Genomic DNA, 16980 nt, shown 5'->3' with positions numbered 1-16980 from the left:
GGGGAACCCCTGAGAGTTTCGAGAGTTGAATCCACCCTATGACGTGGGCTTGTCGAACTGCTCGCGGCGTCCCATCCGCTGCAGGCGTAGCCACTCCATGAGCCCCGCCGGATCCTTCTGCTGCACCAGGAAGAACCACCCGAATCGGGCGACCTCCTGCGGCAACAGCTTTCGCATGCCCGGCTGCGCCATCAGGTAGCCGCGATTGCGATAGGTGAAGTGCCGCTTGACCGGATCGTCCGGGTACTGGGTGTGCATGCGCCCGCCCAGAATCGGCTTGAACTCCGCGGACCCGTTCGGGTGCAGGTAGGCGGTCTGCAGACAGGTGCCGAACGGCAGCCCCGACCGCACCAGCCGCCGGTGCACCTCCACCTCGTCGCCGCGCACGAACAGCCGCAGATCCGGCACGCCGATCTTGTCCACGGCCTCCGCGGACACCAGCGCGCCATTGAACAGCGAGGCGATGCCGGGCAGGAAGTCCTCGTCGCCGAGCTCGGAGCGCAGCCGTCGCCACACCACGCCCCGCCGCAGCGGGAACGCCAACCGGTCGGGATCGTCGATATCGGCCACCACCGGCGACACCTCGACCAGCTGATGCCGCTTGGCGCAATCGAACAGGGTGGCAAGCACTTCCGGGCCTTCGGGCCGCCCGTCGTCATCGGCCAGCCACACCCAGTCCGCGCCCATGGTGAGCGCGTGCAGCATGCCGAGCGCGAAACCGCCCGCGCCGCCCAGATTGTGCTCCGAACCCAGATACGTCGTTTCGATCGGCTGCTGCTTGACCAGCTCCCCGACCTCGGCCTCGTTGCCGTTGTCCACCACGATCAGATGGTCGACCGGCCGGGTCTGGCTACAGAGCACCTTCAGTGACTCGGCCAGCAGGTCCCGGCGTTTGTGCGTGACCACGATGGCGACAATGCGCGCATCGTCGCCATAGACGGGGGTGGACTTCTCACTCATGCGGGATTCCGTTCCGGTTCACGTTCACGTTCCAGATCCCGCAGCACCTGCGCCACGTGATCACCCGCCTCCGGGCCCTCGTAGGCTCGCACGACTTCCTCGATTCCACCGTGCATGCGCACGTTGCCGTGGTCGATCCAGAGAGCCGAATCACACAGCTGCGCCAGGAATTCATTGGAATGCGAGGCGAAGACCAGAATTCCGGAGCGGGACACCAGTTCCTGCAGGCGGGTTCGCGCCTTCTTCATGAACTCCGCGTCCACCGCGCCGATGCCCTCGTCGAGCAGCAGGATCTCCGGATCGATGGAGGTCACCACGCCCATGGCCAGGCGCACCCGCATACCGGTGGAGTAGGTGCGCAGCGGCATCTCCAAATAGTCGCCGAGCTCGGTGAATTCGGCGATCTCATCGATTTTCGCGAGCATCTGCTTGCGCGTCTGCCCGAGGAACAGTCCGCGAATGATGATGTTGTCGTACCCGGAAATCTCCGGATCCATGCCGACACCGAGATCGAAGACCGGCGCCACGCGGCCGCGAATGCGCGCGCTGCCGCGGGTCGGTTCGTAAATCCCCGAAAGCAGGCGCAGCAGCGTGGATTTGCCCGCGCCATTGTGGCCGACCAATCCGACCCGGTCGCCCTCCTTCAGCGACAGGTTGATGTCGCGCAGCGCCTCGACCACCACCACGTCGGACTGATTGCGTCCGATCGCGCCACCGGCCTTGCCCATGAACGCCTTCTTCAGCGAACGGGACTTGGCGTCGAAGATCGGGAACTCCACCCACGCGTTCTGGGTTTCGATACTCACATGGTCGGTCATTGAGCCTTCACACCCAGTAGGGGACGCGGGAACGGAACTGCTTCATGGCCAGCACGGCGACGGTCCAGCCGACCACCGTGATGGCCAGCACCACGATCCAGGAGGTCAGCGGCTGCGGCTCGCCCAGCAGGGGCGCGCGCACGATCTCCAGATAATGGTAGGTCGGAACCAGCTCGACCAGCCGGGCCCGCTCGCTGACCGTGCCGCCCTGATCGTGCAGCGACTTGGTGCTCCACATGACCGGCGTCAGCACGAACAGCATGAGCGTCATGCTGCCCAGGATCGGCGCGATATCGCGGTAGCGGGTGCTGAAGATGCCGAAGGCGATCGACACCCACATGGCATTGAGGAACAGCAGCAGGATGCCCGGAATCGCCAGGATGGCCGTCCAGTGCAGATCCCGCCAGACGCCGAAGCCCACCAGCATGACCGCGTAGATCACCAGGTTGTGCGCGAAGAACAGGAACTGCCGCCACACCAGGCGATACACGTGCACGCTCAGGGCCGACGGCAGCTGTTTGATCAGGCCCTCGTTGGCGATGAAGACATCGGAGCCCTCGAGAATGCTGGCGTTGATCACATTCCAGACGATCAGACCGACCGTCACATAGGGCAGATAGGTGTGCAGCGGCTGATGGAACAGGGTGGCGTAGAGGAAACCCATGGCCGCGGCCTGCACGCCGGTGGCGATGGTGATCCAGAACGGACCCAGCACCGAGCGGCGATACCGCTGCTTGATGTCCTGCCAGCCGAGCGATAGCCACAGCTCACGCTGGCCGAATCCGTCACGGAAGTCCTTGAACGCGCGACGGAACGTCTGGGAGTCCGACACTAGCGGCACGGGAGCATTGTCCGGTGTCGCCTCGGTGGCAACCGAGTCGGGGGGAGCAGCAGCAGGCACAGCTCCCGACCCTATCTAATTGCTACCGCGTTGCGGCGGGAACCTGCCGCCGACCCCGACAAATCAACGGCAGGCGTGTTCTCCGACACGGCTTACAGGTACTGCCCGCCGCCGGAGCTCTGCTGTCCGCGCGCATCGCCGCCGTGGCTCGCACCCGGGGGCAGCGCCTGGCGCATTTGCTCGAGCTGCGCGCGGGCCGCCATCTGCTGGGCGAACAGCGCGGTCTGAATGCCGTGGAACAGACCCTCGAGCCAACCCACCAACTGGGCCTGGGCAATCCGCAGTTCCGCGTCGGAGGGGACGGTGTCGTCGGTGAAGGGCAGGGCCAGCCGCTCGAGCTCCTCGCGCAGTTCGGGCGCGAGGCCCGTCTCCAGTTCGCGAATGGAGGTGCGGTGGATTTCGCGCAGGCGGGTGCGGGAGGCGTCGTCCAGCGGCGCGTGGCGGACCTCTTCGAGCAGCTGCTTGATCATGGTGCCGATGCGCATGACCTTCGCGGGCTGCTCGACCATGTCGGCGAGCGATTCGGTCTCGCGGGAATCGTCCGAATGGCCCGAATCACGGTCGCCGACAAGCTGTCCGGTGATCTCCACCGGCTCGCCGCCGATCTGTGCGGCCGCCGGAATGAACAGCGGCTTACCCTCGGGCCCGACTACGACAATGGATTCCGGAAGCCCATCCGATTGCGTCATGACCCCATCCTGCCGAATCCGCGCCGCGGGCGCTAAGCGCCACCCCATTCGAAAGCATTCGGGAGCCAACGTGTAACTCGGGCGGCGCCCGGAACGAAGCCGTGGGTAGGTCGGACAGAGACGTCCGTCCGGTTTGTGCGGTAGGCCCAGGTCGTCCTGGATCCTCGGAGGTGCTTACCTCCCTACCGTTACCCAGTTGTGCCCTCTCCCTTTAGAGTGGCCAGCATGACTTACGACGTCGCAAGGGTGCGGGGCCTTATACCGTCCCTGGGCGACGGCTGGATCCACCTCGACCCGCAAGCGGGCATGTTGGTCCCGGATTCGGTATCCCGGGCCGTCTCAACGGGTTTCCGGACCTCCGCCTTCTCGCATACCAACCGGCACGGCGCGGCCAAGCGCAGCGCCGCGATCCTGGAGGCCGCGCGCGAGGCCGTCGCCGATCTGGTCGGCGGCGACCCGGCGGGCGTGGTGCTCGGACCGGATCGCGCGGTCCTGCTGGCCTGGCTGGCCGAATCGCTGAGCTCCCGGCTGGGTCTGGGCACCGGGATCGTGCTGTCGCGCCTGGATGACGAGGCCAATGTCGCGCCGTGGCTGCGCATCGCGAATCGCTATGGCGCGCACGTGCGCTGGGCCGAGGTCGAGATCGAGACCTGCGAAATGCCCGCCTGGCAGTTCGAGGAACTGATCGGACCCACCGCCCGCCTGGTGGCGCTGACCGCCGCCTCACCCATCGTGGGCTCCGCGCCCGCGGTGCGCGTGGCCGCGGACCGGGTGCACGAGGTCGGCGGTTTACTGGTCGCGGACTGCTTCGGGGCCGCGCCCTACGCGCTCATCGACATCGACGAGCTCAATGCCGACGTGATCGCGCTCAGCGCACCGGCCTGGGGCGGCCCGCAGATCGGCGCGCTGGTCTTCCGCGATCCCGCGTTCCTGGACCGGATTCCGTCCATGTCGCTGAATCCCTATGCCAAGGGCGCGGAACGGCTCGAGGTCGGCGGTCACCAGTACGCGCTGCTGGCCGGTCTCACCACCTCGATCGACTATCTGGCCTCGCTCGACGAGCGCGCCAAGGGCACCCGCCGCGAACGCCTGGAGATGTCGATCACGTCCCTGCAGGACCATCACGATCAGCTCTTCGAGGATCTGATGGCCGTGCTGGACACCATCCCCAACCTGACCGTCATCGGCCGTGCCTCCACCCGCATCCCGACGGTGAGCTTCACCATCGCGGGCATGCAGGCGGAGAAGGTGTCCGCCAAGCTCGCCGACGCCCGCATCGGCACGCTCAGCGGATCCCACGGCGGCAGCCGCCTGCTCGACGCCCTGGGCGTCAATGACGAGGGCGGCGCGGTCACCATCGGACTCGCGCCCTACACAACGAGATTCGAGATCGAACAGCTGGGCAGGGCGCTCGCCGCGTTGGAGACCTGACGGCCCGGTCGACCTAACCGATCCGCAGGATCACCTTGCCGACGGTCTCGTCGGAATCGAGCAGGCGATGCGCCGCGGCGGCGTCGGTCACCGGAACCTCGGCCGACACCACCGGCACCACGGTGCCGTCGGAGATCAACGGCCACAGGTGGCGGCGCAGCTCGGTGATGATCTCCGCCTTCGACCCGCGCCCGTGTTCGGGTCGCCGCCGCAGATTCGTCGCGTGAATCGAACCCCGTTTGCCCAGCAGCACACCGAGATTCAATTCCGCCTTCGTACCGCCCTGCATCCCGATCACCACCAGGTGCCCGTCCTCGGCCAGCGCCTCGACATTGCGTTCCAGATACGCCGCGCCCATCACGTCGAGAATGATGTCCGCGCCGGGGTATTCGCTGTGCAGGGTGGTCACGAAATCGTGCTCGCGGTAATTGATCAGCACGGTCGCGCCCAATTCCCGGCAGCGATCCAGCTTGAACTGCGAACCCGCGGTGACCGCGACCCGCGCGCCCAGCGCCCGCGCCACCTGAATGGCGTGCGTGCCGATTCCGCTGCCGCCCCCGTGAATCAGCAGCAATTGCCCGCTGTGCAGGCCCGCGGTCATCACCAGATTGGACCAGACCGTGGCCGCCACCTCCGGCAGCGCGGCCGCCGCGGCCACATCCAGTCCCTCGGGCACGGGCAGCAGCTGCGTCGCGGGCGCGCTGGCGCGCTCGGCGTAGCCGCCGCCGGACAGCAGCGCGCACACCGGATCACCCGGCCGCCAATCCCGCACGCCCGGACCGACTTCCGCGATCACCCCGGATACCTCCAGGCCCAGGATCTCGCTGGCGCCGGGCGGCGGCGGGTAGAAACCCTGCCGCTGCAGCAGGTCCGCCCGATTCACCCCCGCGGCCACCACATCGATCGTCACTTCGCCCGGTCCGGGCGCGGGCAGATCATCCACCTGCGCCCACTTCATGACCTCGGGCCCACCGAAACCGTCGAGCGTCACCGCATACATGAAAACGAGCGTACGACCGGACCCCACCGATTACTGTCAGGCCACCCTCGGTGTGGGCACAGCATCCCCTCAGCATCGGCCGTCACCGTGGGTGGAGGGATTCGAGAGGAGATTCCATGATCACCACCCTGGCCGTGTTGGGCGGCATGCTCATCCTGACCGCCATGGCCCTGTCCGGATTCGTCGCGGACGACGCGCCCCGCGCCCTCGTCCGGGTGCGTAAGCGCTGATCATTTCCCATTCGTAGGCGCGAAAGTTACGTCCGGGGAAAGTAACTTCGACCCCCTCCGCGCACGGGTCGCAGGTATTACGGTTCCGGGGCATGGGCAGTTTCGTCGATTTCCAGAACGAGATCTATCTCTCCGGCCTGGCGGGCAGCGTCCCGTCGCTACCGATGACGGCGGCGGGCCTGGAAGAGCGGGCTCGGGAAGTGCTGGATCCGGCGGCCTTCGCCTACGTGGCGGGCAGCGCCTCGTCCGAACGCACCGCGCACGCCAATCTCGCGGCCTTCGAGAGATACCGGCTGCTGCCGCGCGTCCTGCGTGGCGCGAGTGGGCCGGGGGCGCGGGATCTTTCGGTCGAAGTGCTCGGAACGCATTTGGCCGCACCGATTCTCACGGCCCCGGTGGGCGTGCTCGGCCTGGTGCGCGAGCACGGCGAGGCGATCGTCGCCGAGGTGACCCGGGAACTGGGCATCGGCATGTGCCTGTCCACCGCCGCGTCCACCACCATCGAGGAGGTGGGCGAGCGCGCGGGCGACTGGTGGTTCCAGCTCTACTGGCCCGCCGACGCGGAATTGGCGCGCTCCTTCGTCGAACGCGCCGAAAAGTCCGGTGCCAAGGCCATTGTCGTCACCGCCGACACCCCCAGCCTGGGTTGGCGGCCGCGCGATCTGCAGCTCGGGCATCTGCCGTTCCTGCACGGCAAGGGCATCGCCAACTATCTGTCCGATCCGGTCTTCCGCGCCAAACTCACCGCACCGCCCGAGGAGAGCCCGGAGGCGATGCGGGCGGCCATCCTCACCTGGATCGGACTCTTCGGCAATCACGGTCTGCGCCCGGCCGATATCGCCCGCCTGCGCGACTGGACCGAGTTACCCATCGCGGTGAAGGGCGTCCTGCATCCCGACGACGCCCGCCAGGTGGTCGATGCGGGCGCGGACGCGGTGGTGGTGAGCAATCACGGCGGCCGCCAGGTGGACGGCGCGATCGGCGCTCTGGACGCGCTGCCCACCATTGTCGCCACCGTCGGGGATCGCGCGGATGTGCTGTTCGACTCCGGGATTCGCACCGGCTCCGATGTCATGATCGCGCTGTCCCTGGGCGCCAAGGCCGTGCTCTACGGCCGCCCCTGGGTCTACGGTCTGGGCTTGGCCGGGGCCGACGGCGTGCGGCACGCGCTGCGCAGCCTGCTCGCGGATTTCGATGCGGCCATGGGACTTTCGGGCTGTACCAGCCCGCACGACCTGAGTCGCACCATGATCTCGTCGTATCGCGTTTAGTTTCGGCCACGCGGAGGAAAACTTGTGGGGGAATCGGCGCGCCGTTCGATCGCGCGGATGCAGCGGAGCTGTTCGTCCGGGCTCCCGAACCGAGGAGGGGCGATCAAGTACCGTCACCACAGTGAGCCGGGGACCATCGACACCGACGGTCGGGCCGCGCCCGAACCACGGTGGCTCACCCCCGAACAGCAGCGCGCCTGGCGGGCCTACATGGACGGCAGCCAGCGCCTCATGGCCGATCTCAACCGGCAGCTGCAGCGCGACAGCGACCTGTCCTTCGCCGACTACCGCATCCTGGTGAAACTGTCCGAGGCCCCGGGCCGCGCGCTGCGCATGAGCGATCTCGCCGACGGCGTGCTGTCCTCCCGCAGCCGCCTCACCCACCAGATCCGCCGCATGGAGCTGCAGGGCATGGTCCGCCGCATCGCCGCCGAGGACGACGGGCGCGGCGTGCTGGCCCAGCTCACCGACGAGGGCATGCGCCGACTACGCGCCGCGGCGCCCGGCCACGTGGCCGCCGTCCGCCGATTCTTCGTGGACCTGCTCACACCCGGGCAACTCGCCGCCGTCGCCACCGCCCTGGACCTGGTGAACCAGGCCGCCGACCACCGGGCGGCCGACTGAAACCCACGGTGGACACTGCTACCATCAAGCGCCTGGAAGCGTGGCAGAGCGGCCGAATGCACTCGCCTTGAAAGCGAGCGTCGCGAGAGCGACCGGGGGTTCAAATCCCTCCGCTTCCGCCAGTTCTTTATCGACGATGGGGTGTTGGCTTGCGCGGTTGGATCGGAATGGGTCTGGCCGTGCTGGTCCTGCACCTGCTCGGGTGGGGCGTGCTGCTGCTGTTCGTGGTGCCCGGCGCACACGTGGTGCAGGGCTCGGTCTTCGGGGTCGGGCTGGGGCTCACCGCCTACACCCTCGGCATGCGGCACGCCTTCGACGCCGACCATATCGCCGCCATCGACAACACCACGCGAAAACTGGTGTCCGAGAACGGTCGTGCGAAGTCGCAGACCGTCGGATTCTGGTTCGCGCTCGGGCATTCCAGCATCGTGTTCGTCATGGTCGCGCTGCTGGCGTTCGGGGTGCGGGCGCTGGCGGGGTCGATCGAGGACGAGGGTTCCGGCCTGCACCGGTGGACCGGGCTGTGGGGGACCAGCGTCTCCGGCGGGTTCCTGATCGCCATCGGTCTGCTGAATCTGGTGTCGCTGCTGGGCATTTGGCGGGTGTACCGGCGCATGCGCGGCGGCGACTTCGACGAGGCGTCGCTGGAGCGGGCGCTCGCGGATCGCGGCCTGCTCAACCGAATGCTCGGGCCCGTCATGAAACTCGTGCGCAAGCCGTGGCAGATGTATCCGGTCGGGCTGCTGTTCGGCCTCGGCTTCGACACCGTCACCGAGGTGGGTCTGCTGGTCATCGCGGGCGGCGCGGCCGCCACCGGACTGCCCTGGTACGCGATTCTGGTGCTGCCCCTGCTGTTTTCGGCGGGCATGGCGCTGTTCGACGCGCTCGACGGGGCGTTCATGAGCTACGCCTACGACTGGGCCTTCGCGCGGCCGGTTCGCAAGATCTACTACAACTTGATCATCACGGGCCTGTCTGTGGCCGTGGCGCTGCTCATCGGCGTGCAAGAGATCGTCTCGATCTTCGTCGAAAAGCTGTCCATCACCACGGGTTTCGTGGCCTGGATCGGGAATCTGGATCTGGGCCGCCTGGGCTACCTGATCGTCGGACTGTTCGTGCTCACGTGGGCGGTGGCGCTGGCGGTGTGGCGCTTCACCGATATCGAGAGTCGTTGGGAGCGCGACCTCCTCGCCGAGTGACGGCTGATCGCGCCCGCCGCCGGGTGGCGATTTTCTGGTAAATGTGGGTGAGTGGCCAGCCGCAGTGCACGACGCCTCCTCGGTGCCCTCGCCGGTGCCGCGATAGTGCTCGGCGCGACCGTCGCCGAAGCCCCACTCGCCCCGGCGGATCCGCCCGTCGAGACCGGCTCCAACGAGCAGTCCGCGCCCGGCGTGGACCCCGTGCACCCCGCCCAGGCCCGCATCGAACGCGTGGAACCCCTGTCCGGCAACCTCTTCGGCGTCGCCGTGGCCTCCCCGGCCATGGGCCGCACCGTCGAGGTGCAGGTGCTGCTCCCGAGCCACCGTGACGCACCCCGGCCCACCGTCTACATGCTCGACGGCCGCAGCGCCGCGGCCGAGGTCAACAATTGGACCGCTCGCGGCGACGCGCTGCGCTTCTTCGCCGACAAGAACGTGAACGTGGTCTTCACCCTCGGCGGCCCCGCCAGCTACTACACCGATTGGCGGCACGGCGATCCCAAGCTCGGCACCAATCGCTGGGAGACCTTCCTGACCCGGGAACTGCCGCCGCTCCTCGACGCCCGCTTCGGCGGTGACGGCCGCAACGGCCTCGAGGGCGTCTCCATGGGCGCGGAGGCCGCCATGATGCTGGCCACCCGCAATCCGGACGTCTATCGCGCGGTGGCGGCCCACAGCGGCTGCTACGCAATGAGTTCCGACTTCGGCCAGGCGCAGGCTCGCGCGGTGATCGGCACCTTCGGTGGCGATCCCGACAATATGTTCGGGCCCGCCGACGACCCGGAGTGGGCCGACCACGATGTGCTGGCCCACGCGGAAGCCTTGCGCGGCAAGGCCGTCTATCTGTCCTCCGGCAGCGGTCTGCCCGGCGAGCACGACACCCCGGGCAACCCGGACCTGCGCAACGCGGTCCTGTTCGGCGGGCCCATCGAGGCGGGATCCGATATGTGCACCCGCCAATTGGCCGACCGGCTCACGCAATTGGGCATCCCGGCAACCGTGCACCGCCGACCCACCGGAACGCACTCCTGGCCCTACTGGGCCGACGAACTGCCCCGCTCCTGGCCGACCGTGGCCGCCGGACTCGGCCTCGAGTGACGGCTCGCGAGCGATATCGCCGGGCGCGTCAGCCCAGGAAGCGTGCGAGGATCTCCGGATCGGTGGCGAAGCGCAGGAACGCGTCGTTCTCGTGCGGGTCGCCCGCGGTGACGCGGACGCCATCGGTGCCGTAGGGCCGCAGGATCACCCCGGCCTCGGTGCTGGCGGCACCGTATTCGGCGCTGCGCTCACCCAGCGGCAGCCACACGAAATTGGAGTGGCTCACCGGCACCCGGTAACCCGCCGCGAGCAGCGCCTCCCGCATGCGGTCGCGTTCGGCCACCACCGCGTCGGTGCGCTCGAGCAGTTCGTGCCGCGCCTCCAGCGAGGCGATGGCCGCCGCCTGCGCCACCCGGCTCACGCTGAACGGGATGTGCACCTTCATGAGCGCGGTGATCACCTCGGGCGCGCCCACCGCGTACCCGACGCGCAGCCCCGCCAGCCCGTACGCCTTCGAAAACGTGCGCAGCACCAGCACATTCGGCCGGGTGCGGCCCAGCTCGACGCCATTGGGGAAGTCCTCGGCGGGAATGCGCAGGTACTCGAAGTACGCCTCGTCGAGCACCACCAGGACATCGCCGGGCACCTGGTCCAGGAACTCGACGATCTCGGCCCGCCCGCGCGCGGTACCGGTCGGATTGTTCGGGTTGCACACGAACACCACCCGGGTGCGCGGCGTGATGGCCGCCGCCAAAGCGTCCAGATCATGGGCGAATTCGTCGTCCAGCGGCACCTGCACGGCCTTCGCGCCCGCCACCCGCGTGACGATCGGGTACGCCTCGAACGAGCGCCACGCGAACAGCACCTCGTCCTCGGGATGGCGGCAGGTGATCTGCACCAGCTCCTGGCACAGCGCGACACTGCCGCACCCGGCCGCCACGTTCTCGATCTCGACACCGACGAAATCCGCGATGGCGCCGCGCAATTCGACGGCGTGGTTGTCCGGGTACCGGTTCGACAGCTCGACCGCCTCGGCAATGGCCTTGGCCACCGACGGCAGCGGCGGGAAGGTGGTCTCGTTGCTGGCCAACTTCACCGCGCCGGGGTGGGTTTTCCCGGCGACGTACGCCGGGATGGCATCGAGGTCCGGGCGAATGTGCGCACTCACCCCTCTACCCTAAGTCCCGGCCGGGCCGGGTCGCCGCGGGGTGGCTCCGGTCGGCCGCCCGGTGCGCGCGAACGGTGCTCGGCTTGCTCGAATGGTGCTCGGCCGGAATATCTCCGGAATACCGGACCGCCCGAAAGATTTATCGCGTTTTTACCTAGCGCAACTACAGTGGCCCTATGTCGGGCATCTATCGAGAACACGCCCCTGTGCACGACACGACCACGGTCCCGCTCACCGTGCTCGAACCCGAGGGACACGCCCGCGGCGGCATCGTGGTGTTGCACGAATCCCGTGAATTCACCGAGCCATTGCTGGAACTCATGCACGCGCTCGCCGCGGATGGCTGGACCGTCCTGGCCCCCGATCTCTTCCACCGACCCACCAACGGCAACGCGCCCGACCGAGTCTTCGGCGACGATCTCTTCGAGGACTTCGACGCCTGCTTCGACTGGCTCACCGCGCACGGCGTCTTCCGCGACTGCATCGGCGTCCTCGGCTTCGACTCCGCCGGCACCGCCGCCGCCCTGGTCGCCACCAACCGCCGCATCGGCGCGGCCGTCAGCGTCGCCGCCCCCGGCATCGACAAACCCCTGACCCCGCAAGCCGTCGCCCTGCTCACCGCGGCCCCCGCCTTCCAGGCCCCCTGGCTCGGCCTCTTCGGCGAGGACGACCCCCTCACCCCGCCCGATCAGGTCGACCGCCTGCGCGAGGCCGCCGCCCAGGCCGACGTCGCCACCCTCGTCGTCACCTATCCGGGCCTGCACCACCGCCCCGACCACCCCGGCTTCGACCCCGCGGCCCTCGATGACATCTCCGTCCTCGACGCCCAGACCAGAATCTATGAATGGTTCGACTCCCACCTACGCTGACCAGCCGATTTGGCCTATTGGTCACCCGCTGTGTAATCTTCTGTCCCGGCGGTTCGAAAGGAACCGGCGCCCTCGAAGAGGGGCACCAGGAGGCGTGCCAGAGCGGCCGAATGGGACTCACTGCTAATGAGTTGTCCCTTCACGGGGACCGGAGGTTCAAATCCTCTCGCCTCCGCCACCACCCGGCACGCCGGGTGAACATATGAATAAGCTTGCGCCCGTAGCTCAACGGATAGAGCATCTGACTACGGATCAGAAGGTTGGGAGTTCGAGTCTCTCCGGGCGCGCTTTCGAGCTGAGGGCCCCACACCAATCGGTGTGGGGCCCTCAGCTTTTGGCGTTCGACTGTCACGAAGCACAGCAATGGGCAGCGTGGCCGCTGACCCGAATCGGCACCGAATCGAGGCTAGGAACCCTCCGCCCCGGGCCATAGGCCGCCAGATGTCCACAGAGGGCTCCGCGGACACCAACCCAATCACCGCGACAGAGTCCTCCACCGCGAAATCACTTGAGCGGCAGGGAAATAGAAAGAACCCCTCACCCGTGTGAACAGGTGAGGGGTTCCTCAGCGGTGGCGGAGGGATTTGAACCCTCGGAGGGGGGTTACCCCTCACACGCTTTCGAGGCGTGCTCCTTAGGCCGCTCGGACACGCCACCGGTGGTGACTTTACCTGAGCACCCCGAGGAATCAGAAATCGCCTGGAGAGGGCGGCTAGGGGCGGTGGGAATCGAAGAAATCGGCCAGGAGAGCGGCGCATTCGGGTTCGAGGACGCCCGCGCGGACCTGAGGGCGGTGATTGAGACGTCGGTCACGGACCACGTCCCAGAGGGAGCCGACCGCGCCGGTCTTCGGTTCCCAGGCGCCGAAGACGAGGCGGGAGACGCGGGAGAGGACCAGGGCGCCCGCGCACATGGTGCACGGCTCGAGGGTGACGGCGAGGGTCGCACCCTCCAGGCGCCAGCCGTCGCCCATACGCTGTGCCGCCGCGCGCAGGGCCAGGACCTCCGCGTGGGCGGTCGGATCACCCAGGGCCTCACGGGCATTGGCGGCACGCGCCAGCTCGCGGCCCTCGGCGTCGAAGACGACCGCGCCGACGGGGACGTCGCGCGGGTCGGCGGCGCGCGCGGCTTCGATCGCGGCCCGCATCATGGCCTCGTCGGCAGCGAGCGAACCGGCGAGCGCGCCGGTCAACGCGGGAGCTTGTCCAGGACCGCGGAGAGCTCGTTGGCGAAGCCGAGGCGCTGGGCGATCATGCCGAGCTGCTCGTCCGGATAGAGGTCGGTCTCGGCGAGGATGACCGCCAGCACCGGTTCGGGCAGGCCGAGATCGGCGAGCACGCCGAGGTCGCCCTCCTCCCAGGGTTCGATGTCGTCGAGCTCGTCCGGATCGATGTCCGGGATCTCGATATTGAGTTCCTCGAGGACATCGGCGGCGATGTCGTAGTCGATGGCGGCCGTGGCGTCCGACAGCAGGATGCGGCTGCCGGTCGGGCCCGGGCGCAGAATGATGAAGAATTCGTCGTCGACGTCGAGCAGGCCGAATGTCGCGCCGGAACTTCGCAGCGCGCGCAACTCGTGCTCGGCCGCGGACAGACTGGACAGTGCCGCCTCGCTCAGGGGCGTCACTTTCCAGTTGGCTTCCTCGCGGACAACCGCCACTGCGAACCCTTCCACGTCGTCGAAGTCGTCCGACGCCGCCCTGTTCGTGCTCGAGCGCTGTGCTGCCATGGCCGCAACGGTAGTCCGCTTCGGGGGAAATGTTGAAGTCGTATGCCAATCTGATCGCATGACGGGCTCTCCGAAACCAGCTGTGTGCGTCCTGGGTACCGGTTTGATCGGCGGATCGGTGCTGCGCGCCGCCGCCGCGGCCGGGTACGAGGCGTTCGGCTACAACCGCTCCGAGGTCGGCGCGAAGGCCGCTCGCATGGACGGATACGACGTGATCAGCGATGTGGAGGCGGTGCTGTCCCGGGCCGCCGAACGCGACGCGCTGATCGTGGTCGGCGTGCCGATGCCCGCCATCGACGCGGTGCTCTCCGACGTGAAGACCTTCGCACCCGACTGTGTGCTCACCGACGTGGTGAGCGTGAAAGCCCCGGTCGCCGCGGCCGTGCAGCGCCACGGCCTCGGCCAGCACTACGTGGGCGGGCACCCGATGGCCGGGACCAGCGAATCCGGTTGGGCGGCATCGGCTCCCGATCTGTTCAAGAACGCGGCCTGGGCGGTCAGCGTGGACCCGGGTGTGCGCGCCGACCCCTTCCGGCGTGTCGCGCAGCTGGCATTGGACTGCGGCGCGGTGGTGGTGCCGGTGCTGGCCGTGGAACACGACCGCGCGGTGGCGCGCATCTCGCATCTGCCCCATGTCTTGGCGGAAGCCCTGGCCATCGAGGGCTCCAATGGCGGCGCGCTGGCCCTCGGACTGGCGGCGGGTTCCTTCCGGGACGGCACCCGGGTCGCGGCGACCGCCCCCGACCTGGTCCGCGCCATCTGCGAACCGAATGCCGCGGCCCTGCTGGACGTCCTCGACGACACCCTCGAGGTCCTCACCCAGGCCCGCGACAGCCTGCGCGCCAACGGCACCATCACCGAACTGGTGGAAGCGGGCCACGACGCCCGCACCGACTACGACGACAACGAGCGCTGGTTCATCACCGACGTCACCCCCGGCGAGCACAACTGGCTCACCAAACTCATCGACGCCGGACGCTCCGGCGGCGTCCTCAACTCCCTGGACTAGATCCGTTCGGCCAGGCCGGGGTAATCGAGCAGGAAGCCGTCCTCATCGACGGTGACGGTGGCGCTGGAGACGGGCGAGAGAACGTGGATGCCGTCGGGGCCGCTGCTGTAGGTGAGGCTGGCTTCCTGGACCAGCAGGTCGGGCAGGCGGACGTAGACGACCGGGACCTGCACGTCCTCACTGGCGTGCGCCAGGCCGTAGCGGCGGATCGGGAGGGTATTGAAGAACGGGCTCAACACCACGTCCACGTCCAGCGCGCCGCCGAAGGTGGAGCGCACGTGGGTGTTTCCGGCGTCGATGAGCCAGTAGTCCTCCTCGTCGCGGGCGATGGAGGCGTGGCGCTCGCCGGTGGCCAGGGTGCTGCGCAGCGACAGCCGCTTGGTGACCCCGGACTCGTCGGTGACCAGGTCGTAGGAGGCGCTGAAGGCCGGGTGATCGTCGCAATCCCCGGCGATGATGCGGCCCGCTGCGCGAATCCGATTGCCGCTCAGCACCACCCGCACCGATTCCATCCGCGACGCGTTGTGCGACCGCCAGGTGAGAATGGCAGGCCACCGCGGTGCGCCCGGCTTGGCGTCCTCACTCCCGTTATCCGTCACGCCTATAACCGTAGTTGCCGGTGTGCTCGCGTCCGCGCTACCCGGCCGGTATCACTGTGCGTGCGTGACATCGTGATCAACATGCAATGGTGCGGGCCTGTTCTCGGCGTTTCCCCACGCCATCGCGCGGTGATCACCCGTCCGAGTGATAGCCGTCGGCTCTGGCGCGGACCTGTGGAACGGTGTTGATCACGATGGCGGTGCGGGGACTCGAGTAACGTGCTCTGCGGCACGGGGACTCCGGGGTGAAAGGGACTGTTGTGACGGGCGCGCGGATGGTCGGCCTGTTCGCCGGGATCGGCGGGCTGGAGCTCGGGCTCGCGGCGCACGGGTGGCGCAGTGAACTGCTGTGCGAGATCGACTCCGGGGCGCAGGCGGTGCTGGCGGCGCACTTCCCGGACGTGCCTTTGCATTCCGACGTGACCAAACTGCGTGCGCTGCCGTCCGGAACCGAGCTGGTCGCGGCGGGCTTCCCCTGCCAGGACCTGTCGCAGGCCGGGCGCACGGCCGGAATCACCGGTGCCCGTTCGGGTTTGGTGGACGAGGTGTTCCGGCTGGTCAAACGCAAGAAGGGGCCGCGCTGGCTGCTCATCGAGAATGTGCCGTTCATGCTGCAGCTCGGGGGCGGCGCGGCCATGCGGCACATCACCGACGCGCTCACCGAACTCGGCTACACCTGGGCCTATCGGGTGGTGGACGCGCGCGCCTTCGGGCTGCCGCAGCGCCGGGAGCGAGTGCTCATGTTGGCCTCGCGCACCGAGGATCCGCGGCCGGTGCTGTTCGGGACCGATGCCGGGCCGCGCGAGGTGGGCGATCCCGCGCACGATCCGTGCGGCTTCTACTGGACCGAGGGCACCCGCGGTCTGGGCTGGGCGGTGAACGCGGTGCCGACGCTGAAAGGCGGTTCGGCCCTTGGCATTGCGAGCCCGCCCGCGGTGCGGCTGCCCTCGGGTGAGCTGGTCACGCCGGGCATCACCGATGCCGAGCGGCTGCAGGGCTTCGATCGGGATTGGACCACACCGGCTTTGGCGGTGCCGGGGGTGCGCAAGGGGCATCGGTGGAAGCTGGTCGGCAATGCGGTGAGCGTGCGCATGGCGTCCTGGATCGCCGAGCGGATCACCCATCCGTCCGATGATCCGGTTCCGGACGGCGCACCCCTGACCCGCCGCAGCTGGCCGACGGCCGCGTGGGGGCACCGCGGGGAGGTGCATCGGGTTCCGGTGTCCACCTGGCCCGTTCACGCGCCCTACGAGGACCTGCGCTGGTTCCTCGACGATTCCCGGCTGCTGTCGGCGCGGGCGACCGCCGGATTCCTGCGCCGCACCGGCATGGGGTCGCTGCGCTTCCCGGAGGGCTTCCTCGACGATGTCGCCAACCATCTCGAGCGGATGGGCGGAGCGCCGCGCGAGGCGGCCTGACCTTGCCCGGGCTTCGGGGCATGGCCAG

The 16980-nt window shown here is 68.4% G+C and carries 17 protein-coding genes and 4 tRNA genes; 11 read left to right on the top strand and 10 right to left on the bottom strand.

Going from position 1 to position 16980, the window contains the following annotated elements; all coding sequences use genetic code 11:
- Nucleotides 1–36: 36 nt before the first annotated feature.
- The 4 genes from glfT1 to VMT65_RS22040 form a co-directional block, all read right to left on the bottom strand.
- Nucleotides 37–960 (bottom strand): galactofuranosyltransferase GlfT1, encoded by a 924-nt coding sequence (gene glfT1, locus VMT65_RS22055; protein WP_326310192.1) that lies wholly within the window; start codon nucleotides 958–960, stop codon nucleotides 37–39.
- Nucleotides 957–1778, bottom strand: coding sequence for a galactan export ABC transporter ATP-binding subunit Wzt/RfbE (wzt, locus tag VMT65_RS22050; protein ID WP_326310191.1), 822 nt, complete (start codon nucleotides 1776–1778; stop codon nucleotides 957–959). Before wzt ends, glfT1 begins: the two co-directional genes overlap by 4 nt.
- A 7-nt stretch (nucleotides 1779–1785) precedes the next feature.
- A complete protein-coding gene (gene wzm / locus VMT65_RS22045) occupies nucleotides 1786–2619 on the bottom strand; it encodes a galactan export ABC transporter permease subunit Wzm/RfbD (RefSeq protein ID WP_326310190.1) in 834 nt (277 codons plus the stop codon).
- 152 nt (nucleotides 2620–2771) lie between these two features.
- Nucleotides 2772–3368, bottom strand: a complete 597-nt coding sequence (locus VMT65_RS22040) for a bacterial proteasome activator family protein (protein WP_326310189.1) — start codon at nucleotides 3366–3368, stop codon at nucleotides 2772–2774.
- 225 nt (nucleotides 3369–3593) lie between these two features.
- On the opposite strand from VMT65_RS22040, the gene VMT65_RS22035 reads away from it, so the two are divergent.
- Nucleotides 3594–4799, top strand: coding sequence for a cysteine desulfurase-like protein (locus VMT65_RS22035; RefSeq protein ID WP_326310188.1), 1206 nt, complete (start codon nucleotides 3594–3596; stop codon nucleotides 4797–4799).
- A 13-nt stretch (nucleotides 4800–4812) separates the two neighbouring features.
- Here the strand turns inward: VMT65_RS22035 and VMT65_RS22030 are convergent, their stop codons facing one another.
- Nucleotides 4813–5799: an NAD(P)H-quinone oxidoreductase gene (locus VMT65_RS22030; RefSeq protein WP_326310187.1), complete on the bottom strand. Its 987-nt coding sequence runs from the start codon at nucleotides 5797–5799 to the stop codon at nucleotides 4813–4815.
- 322 nt (nucleotides 5800–6121) lie between these two features.
- Between VMT65_RS22030 and VMT65_RS22025 the strand changes: the two genes are divergently transcribed.
- From VMT65_RS22025 to VMT65_RS22005, 5 genes are all read left to right on the top strand, one after another.
- On the top strand, nucleotides 6122–7300 hold the full coding sequence (locus VMT65_RS22025) for a lactate 2-monooxygenase (RefSeq protein ID WP_326310186.1): 1179 nt from the start codon (nucleotides 6122–6124) through the stop codon (nucleotides 7298–7300).
- 210 nt (nucleotides 7301–7510) lie between these two features.
- The gene (locus tag VMT65_RS22020; RefSeq protein WP_326310336.1) at nucleotides 7511–7924 is read left to right on the top strand and encodes a MarR family winged helix-turn-helix transcriptional regulator; all 414 of its coding nucleotides are present in this window, start codon (nucleotides 7511–7513) and stop codon (nucleotides 7922–7924) included.
- A 34-nt stretch (nucleotides 7925–7958) separates the two neighbouring features.
- Nucleotides 7959–8046: transfer RNA gene (locus tag VMT65_RS22015), tRNA-Ser, on the top strand.
- A 45-nt stretch (nucleotides 8047–8091) separates the two neighbouring features.
- A complete protein-coding gene (locus tag VMT65_RS22010; RefSeq protein ID WP_326310335.1) occupies nucleotides 8092–9123 on the top strand; it encodes a HoxN/HupN/NixA family nickel/cobalt transporter in 1032 nt (343 codons plus the stop codon).
- A 51-nt stretch (nucleotides 9124–9174) separates the two neighbouring features.
- On the top strand, nucleotides 9175–10221 hold the full coding sequence (locus VMT65_RS22005) for an alpha/beta hydrolase (protein ID WP_326310185.1): 1047 nt from the start codon (nucleotides 9175–9177) through the stop codon (nucleotides 10219–10221).
- Between the two features lie 28 nt (nucleotides 10222–10249).
- Here the strand turns inward: VMT65_RS22005 and hisC are convergent, their stop codons facing one another.
- Nucleotides 10250–11329 carry a histidinol-phosphate transaminase gene (gene hisC / locus VMT65_RS22000; RefSeq protein ID WP_326310184.1) on the bottom strand — a complete coding sequence of 360 codons (1080 nt, stop codon included), beginning with the start codon at nucleotides 11327–11329 and terminating at the stop codon, nucleotides 10250–10252.
- Nucleotides 11330–11505: 176 nt separating this feature from the next.
- Between hisC and VMT65_RS21995 the strand changes: the two genes are divergently transcribed.
- The 3 genes from VMT65_RS21995 (at nucleotide 11506) to VMT65_RS21985 (ending at nucleotide 12485) form a co-directional block, all read left to right on the top strand.
- Nucleotides 11506–12198, top strand: a complete 693-nt coding sequence (locus tag VMT65_RS21995) for a dienelactone hydrolase family protein (protein WP_326310183.1) — start codon at nucleotides 11506–11508, stop codon at nucleotides 12196–12198.
- Between the two features lie 88 nt (nucleotides 12199–12286).
- Nucleotides 12287–12376 (top strand) — tRNA-Ser (locus VMT65_RS21990).
- A gap of 36 nt (nucleotides 12377–12412) precedes the next feature.
- Nucleotides 12413–12485, top strand: a tRNA-Arg gene (locus VMT65_RS21985).
- Between the two features lie 282 nt (nucleotides 12486–12767).
- Here VMT65_RS21985 and VMT65_RS21980 read toward each other — a convergent pair.
- The 3 genes from VMT65_RS21980 to VMT65_RS21970 all read right to left on the bottom strand — a co-directional run bounded on the left by VMT65_RS21980 (nucleotide 12768) and on the right by VMT65_RS21970 (nucleotide 13926).
- A tRNA-Ser gene (locus VMT65_RS21980) sits at nucleotides 12768–12855 on the bottom strand.
- A gap of 55 nt (nucleotides 12856–12910) precedes the next feature.
- Nucleotides 12911–13348 (bottom strand): nucleoside deaminase, encoded by a 438-nt coding sequence (locus VMT65_RS21975; RefSeq protein WP_326310334.1) that lies wholly within the window; start codon nucleotides 13346–13348, stop codon nucleotides 12911–12913.
- A 38-nt stretch (nucleotides 13349–13386) separates the two neighbouring features.
- Nucleotides 13387–13926 (bottom strand): tRNA adenosine deaminase-associated protein, encoded by a 540-nt coding sequence (locus VMT65_RS21970; protein ID WP_326310182.1) that lies wholly within the window; start codon nucleotides 13924–13926, stop codon nucleotides 13387–13389.
- Nucleotides 13927–13984: 58 nt separating this feature from the next.
- Here VMT65_RS21970 and VMT65_RS21965 point away from each other — a divergent pair, with 58 nt between their 5' ends.
- Nucleotides 13985–14935 carry a prephenate dehydrogenase gene (locus VMT65_RS21965; protein ID WP_326310181.1) on the top strand — a complete coding sequence of 317 codons (951 nt, stop codon included), beginning with the start codon at nucleotides 13985–13987 and terminating at the stop codon, nucleotides 14933–14935.
- Here the strand turns inward: VMT65_RS21965 and VMT65_RS21960 are convergent.
- Entirely contained in the window at nucleotides 14932–15534 is a 603-nt protein-coding gene (locus tag VMT65_RS21960; RefSeq protein ID WP_326310180.1) for a putative glycolipid-binding domain-containing protein, read from the bottom strand. The genes VMT65_RS21965 and VMT65_RS21960 overlap by 4 nt on opposite strands.
- Nucleotides 15535–15809: 275 nt before the next feature.
- Here VMT65_RS21960 and VMT65_RS21955 point away from each other — a divergent pair, with 275 nt between their 5' ends.
- A complete protein-coding gene (locus tag VMT65_RS21955; RefSeq protein WP_326310333.1) occupies nucleotides 15810–16952 on the top strand; it encodes a DNA cytosine methyltransferase in 1143 nt (380 codons plus the stop codon).
- The last annotated feature ends 28 nt before the right edge of the window (nucleotides 16953–16980 follow it).

Source organism: Nocardia sp. CDC153, from assembly GCF_035818515.1.
Classification (GTDB): domain Bacteria; phylum Actinomycetota; class Actinomycetes; order Mycobacteriales; family Mycobacteriaceae; genus Nocardia.
This window is presented reverse-complemented; position numbering and strand designations above follow the sequence as displayed.

What these genes read in the sequence shown, in the direction of transcription:
- VMT65_RS22030 (WP_326310187.1), bottom strand. Translation starts at nt 5,799, where the DNA reads ATGTATGCGGTGACGCTCGACGGTTTCGGTGGGCCCGAGGTCATGAAG.
- wzt (WP_326310191.1), bottom strand. Translation starts at nt 1,778, where the DNA reads ATGACCGACCATGTGAGTATCGAAACCCAGAACGCGTGGGTGGAGTTC.
- VMT65_RS21995 (WP_326310183.1), top strand. Translation starts at nt 11,506, where the DNA reads ATGTCGGGCATCTATCGAGAACACGCCCCTGTGCACGACACGACCACG.
- VMT65_RS21965 (WP_326310181.1), top strand. Translation starts at nt 13,985, where the DNA reads ATGACGGGCTCTCCGAAACCAGCTGTGTGCGTCCTGGGTACCGGTTTG.
- VMT65_RS21955 (WP_326310333.1), top strand. Translation starts at nt 15,810, where the DNA reads ATGGTCGGCCTGTTCGCCGGGATCGGCGGGCTGGAGCTCGGGCTCGCG.
- VMT65_RS21975 (WP_326310334.1), bottom strand. Translation starts at nt 13,348, where the DNA reads ATGATGCGGGCCGCGATCGAAGCCGCGCGCGCCGCCGACCCGCGCGAC.
- VMT65_RS22035 (WP_326310188.1), top strand. Translation starts at nt 3,594, where the DNA reads ATGACTTACGACGTCGCAAGGGTGCGGGGCCTTATACCGTCCCTGGGC.
- VMT65_RS22010 (WP_326310335.1), top strand. Translation starts at nt 8,092, where the DNA reads ATGGGTCTGGCCGTGCTGGTCCTGCACCTGCTCGGGTGGGGCGTGCTG.
- VMT65_RS22025 (WP_326310186.1), top strand. Translation starts at nt 6,122, where the DNA reads ATGGGCAGTTTCGTCGATTTCCAGAACGAGATCTATCTCTCCGGCCTG.
- glfT1 (WP_326310192.1), bottom strand. Translation starts at nt 960, where the DNA reads ATGAGTGAGAAGTCCACCCCCGTCTATGGCGACGATGCGCGCATTGTC.
- VMT65_RS22040 (WP_326310189.1), bottom strand. Translation starts at nt 3,368, where the DNA reads ATGACGCAATCGGATGGGCTTCCGGAATCCATTGTCGTAGTCGGGCCC.
- VMT65_RS22020 (WP_326310336.1), top strand. Translation starts at nt 7,511, where the DNA reads ATGGACGGCAGCCAGCGCCTCATGGCCGATCTCAACCGGCAGCTGCAG.
- VMT65_RS21970 (WP_326310182.1), bottom strand. Translation starts at nt 13,926, where the DNA reads ATGGCAGCACAGCGCTCGAGCACGAACAGGGCGGCGTCGGACGACTTC.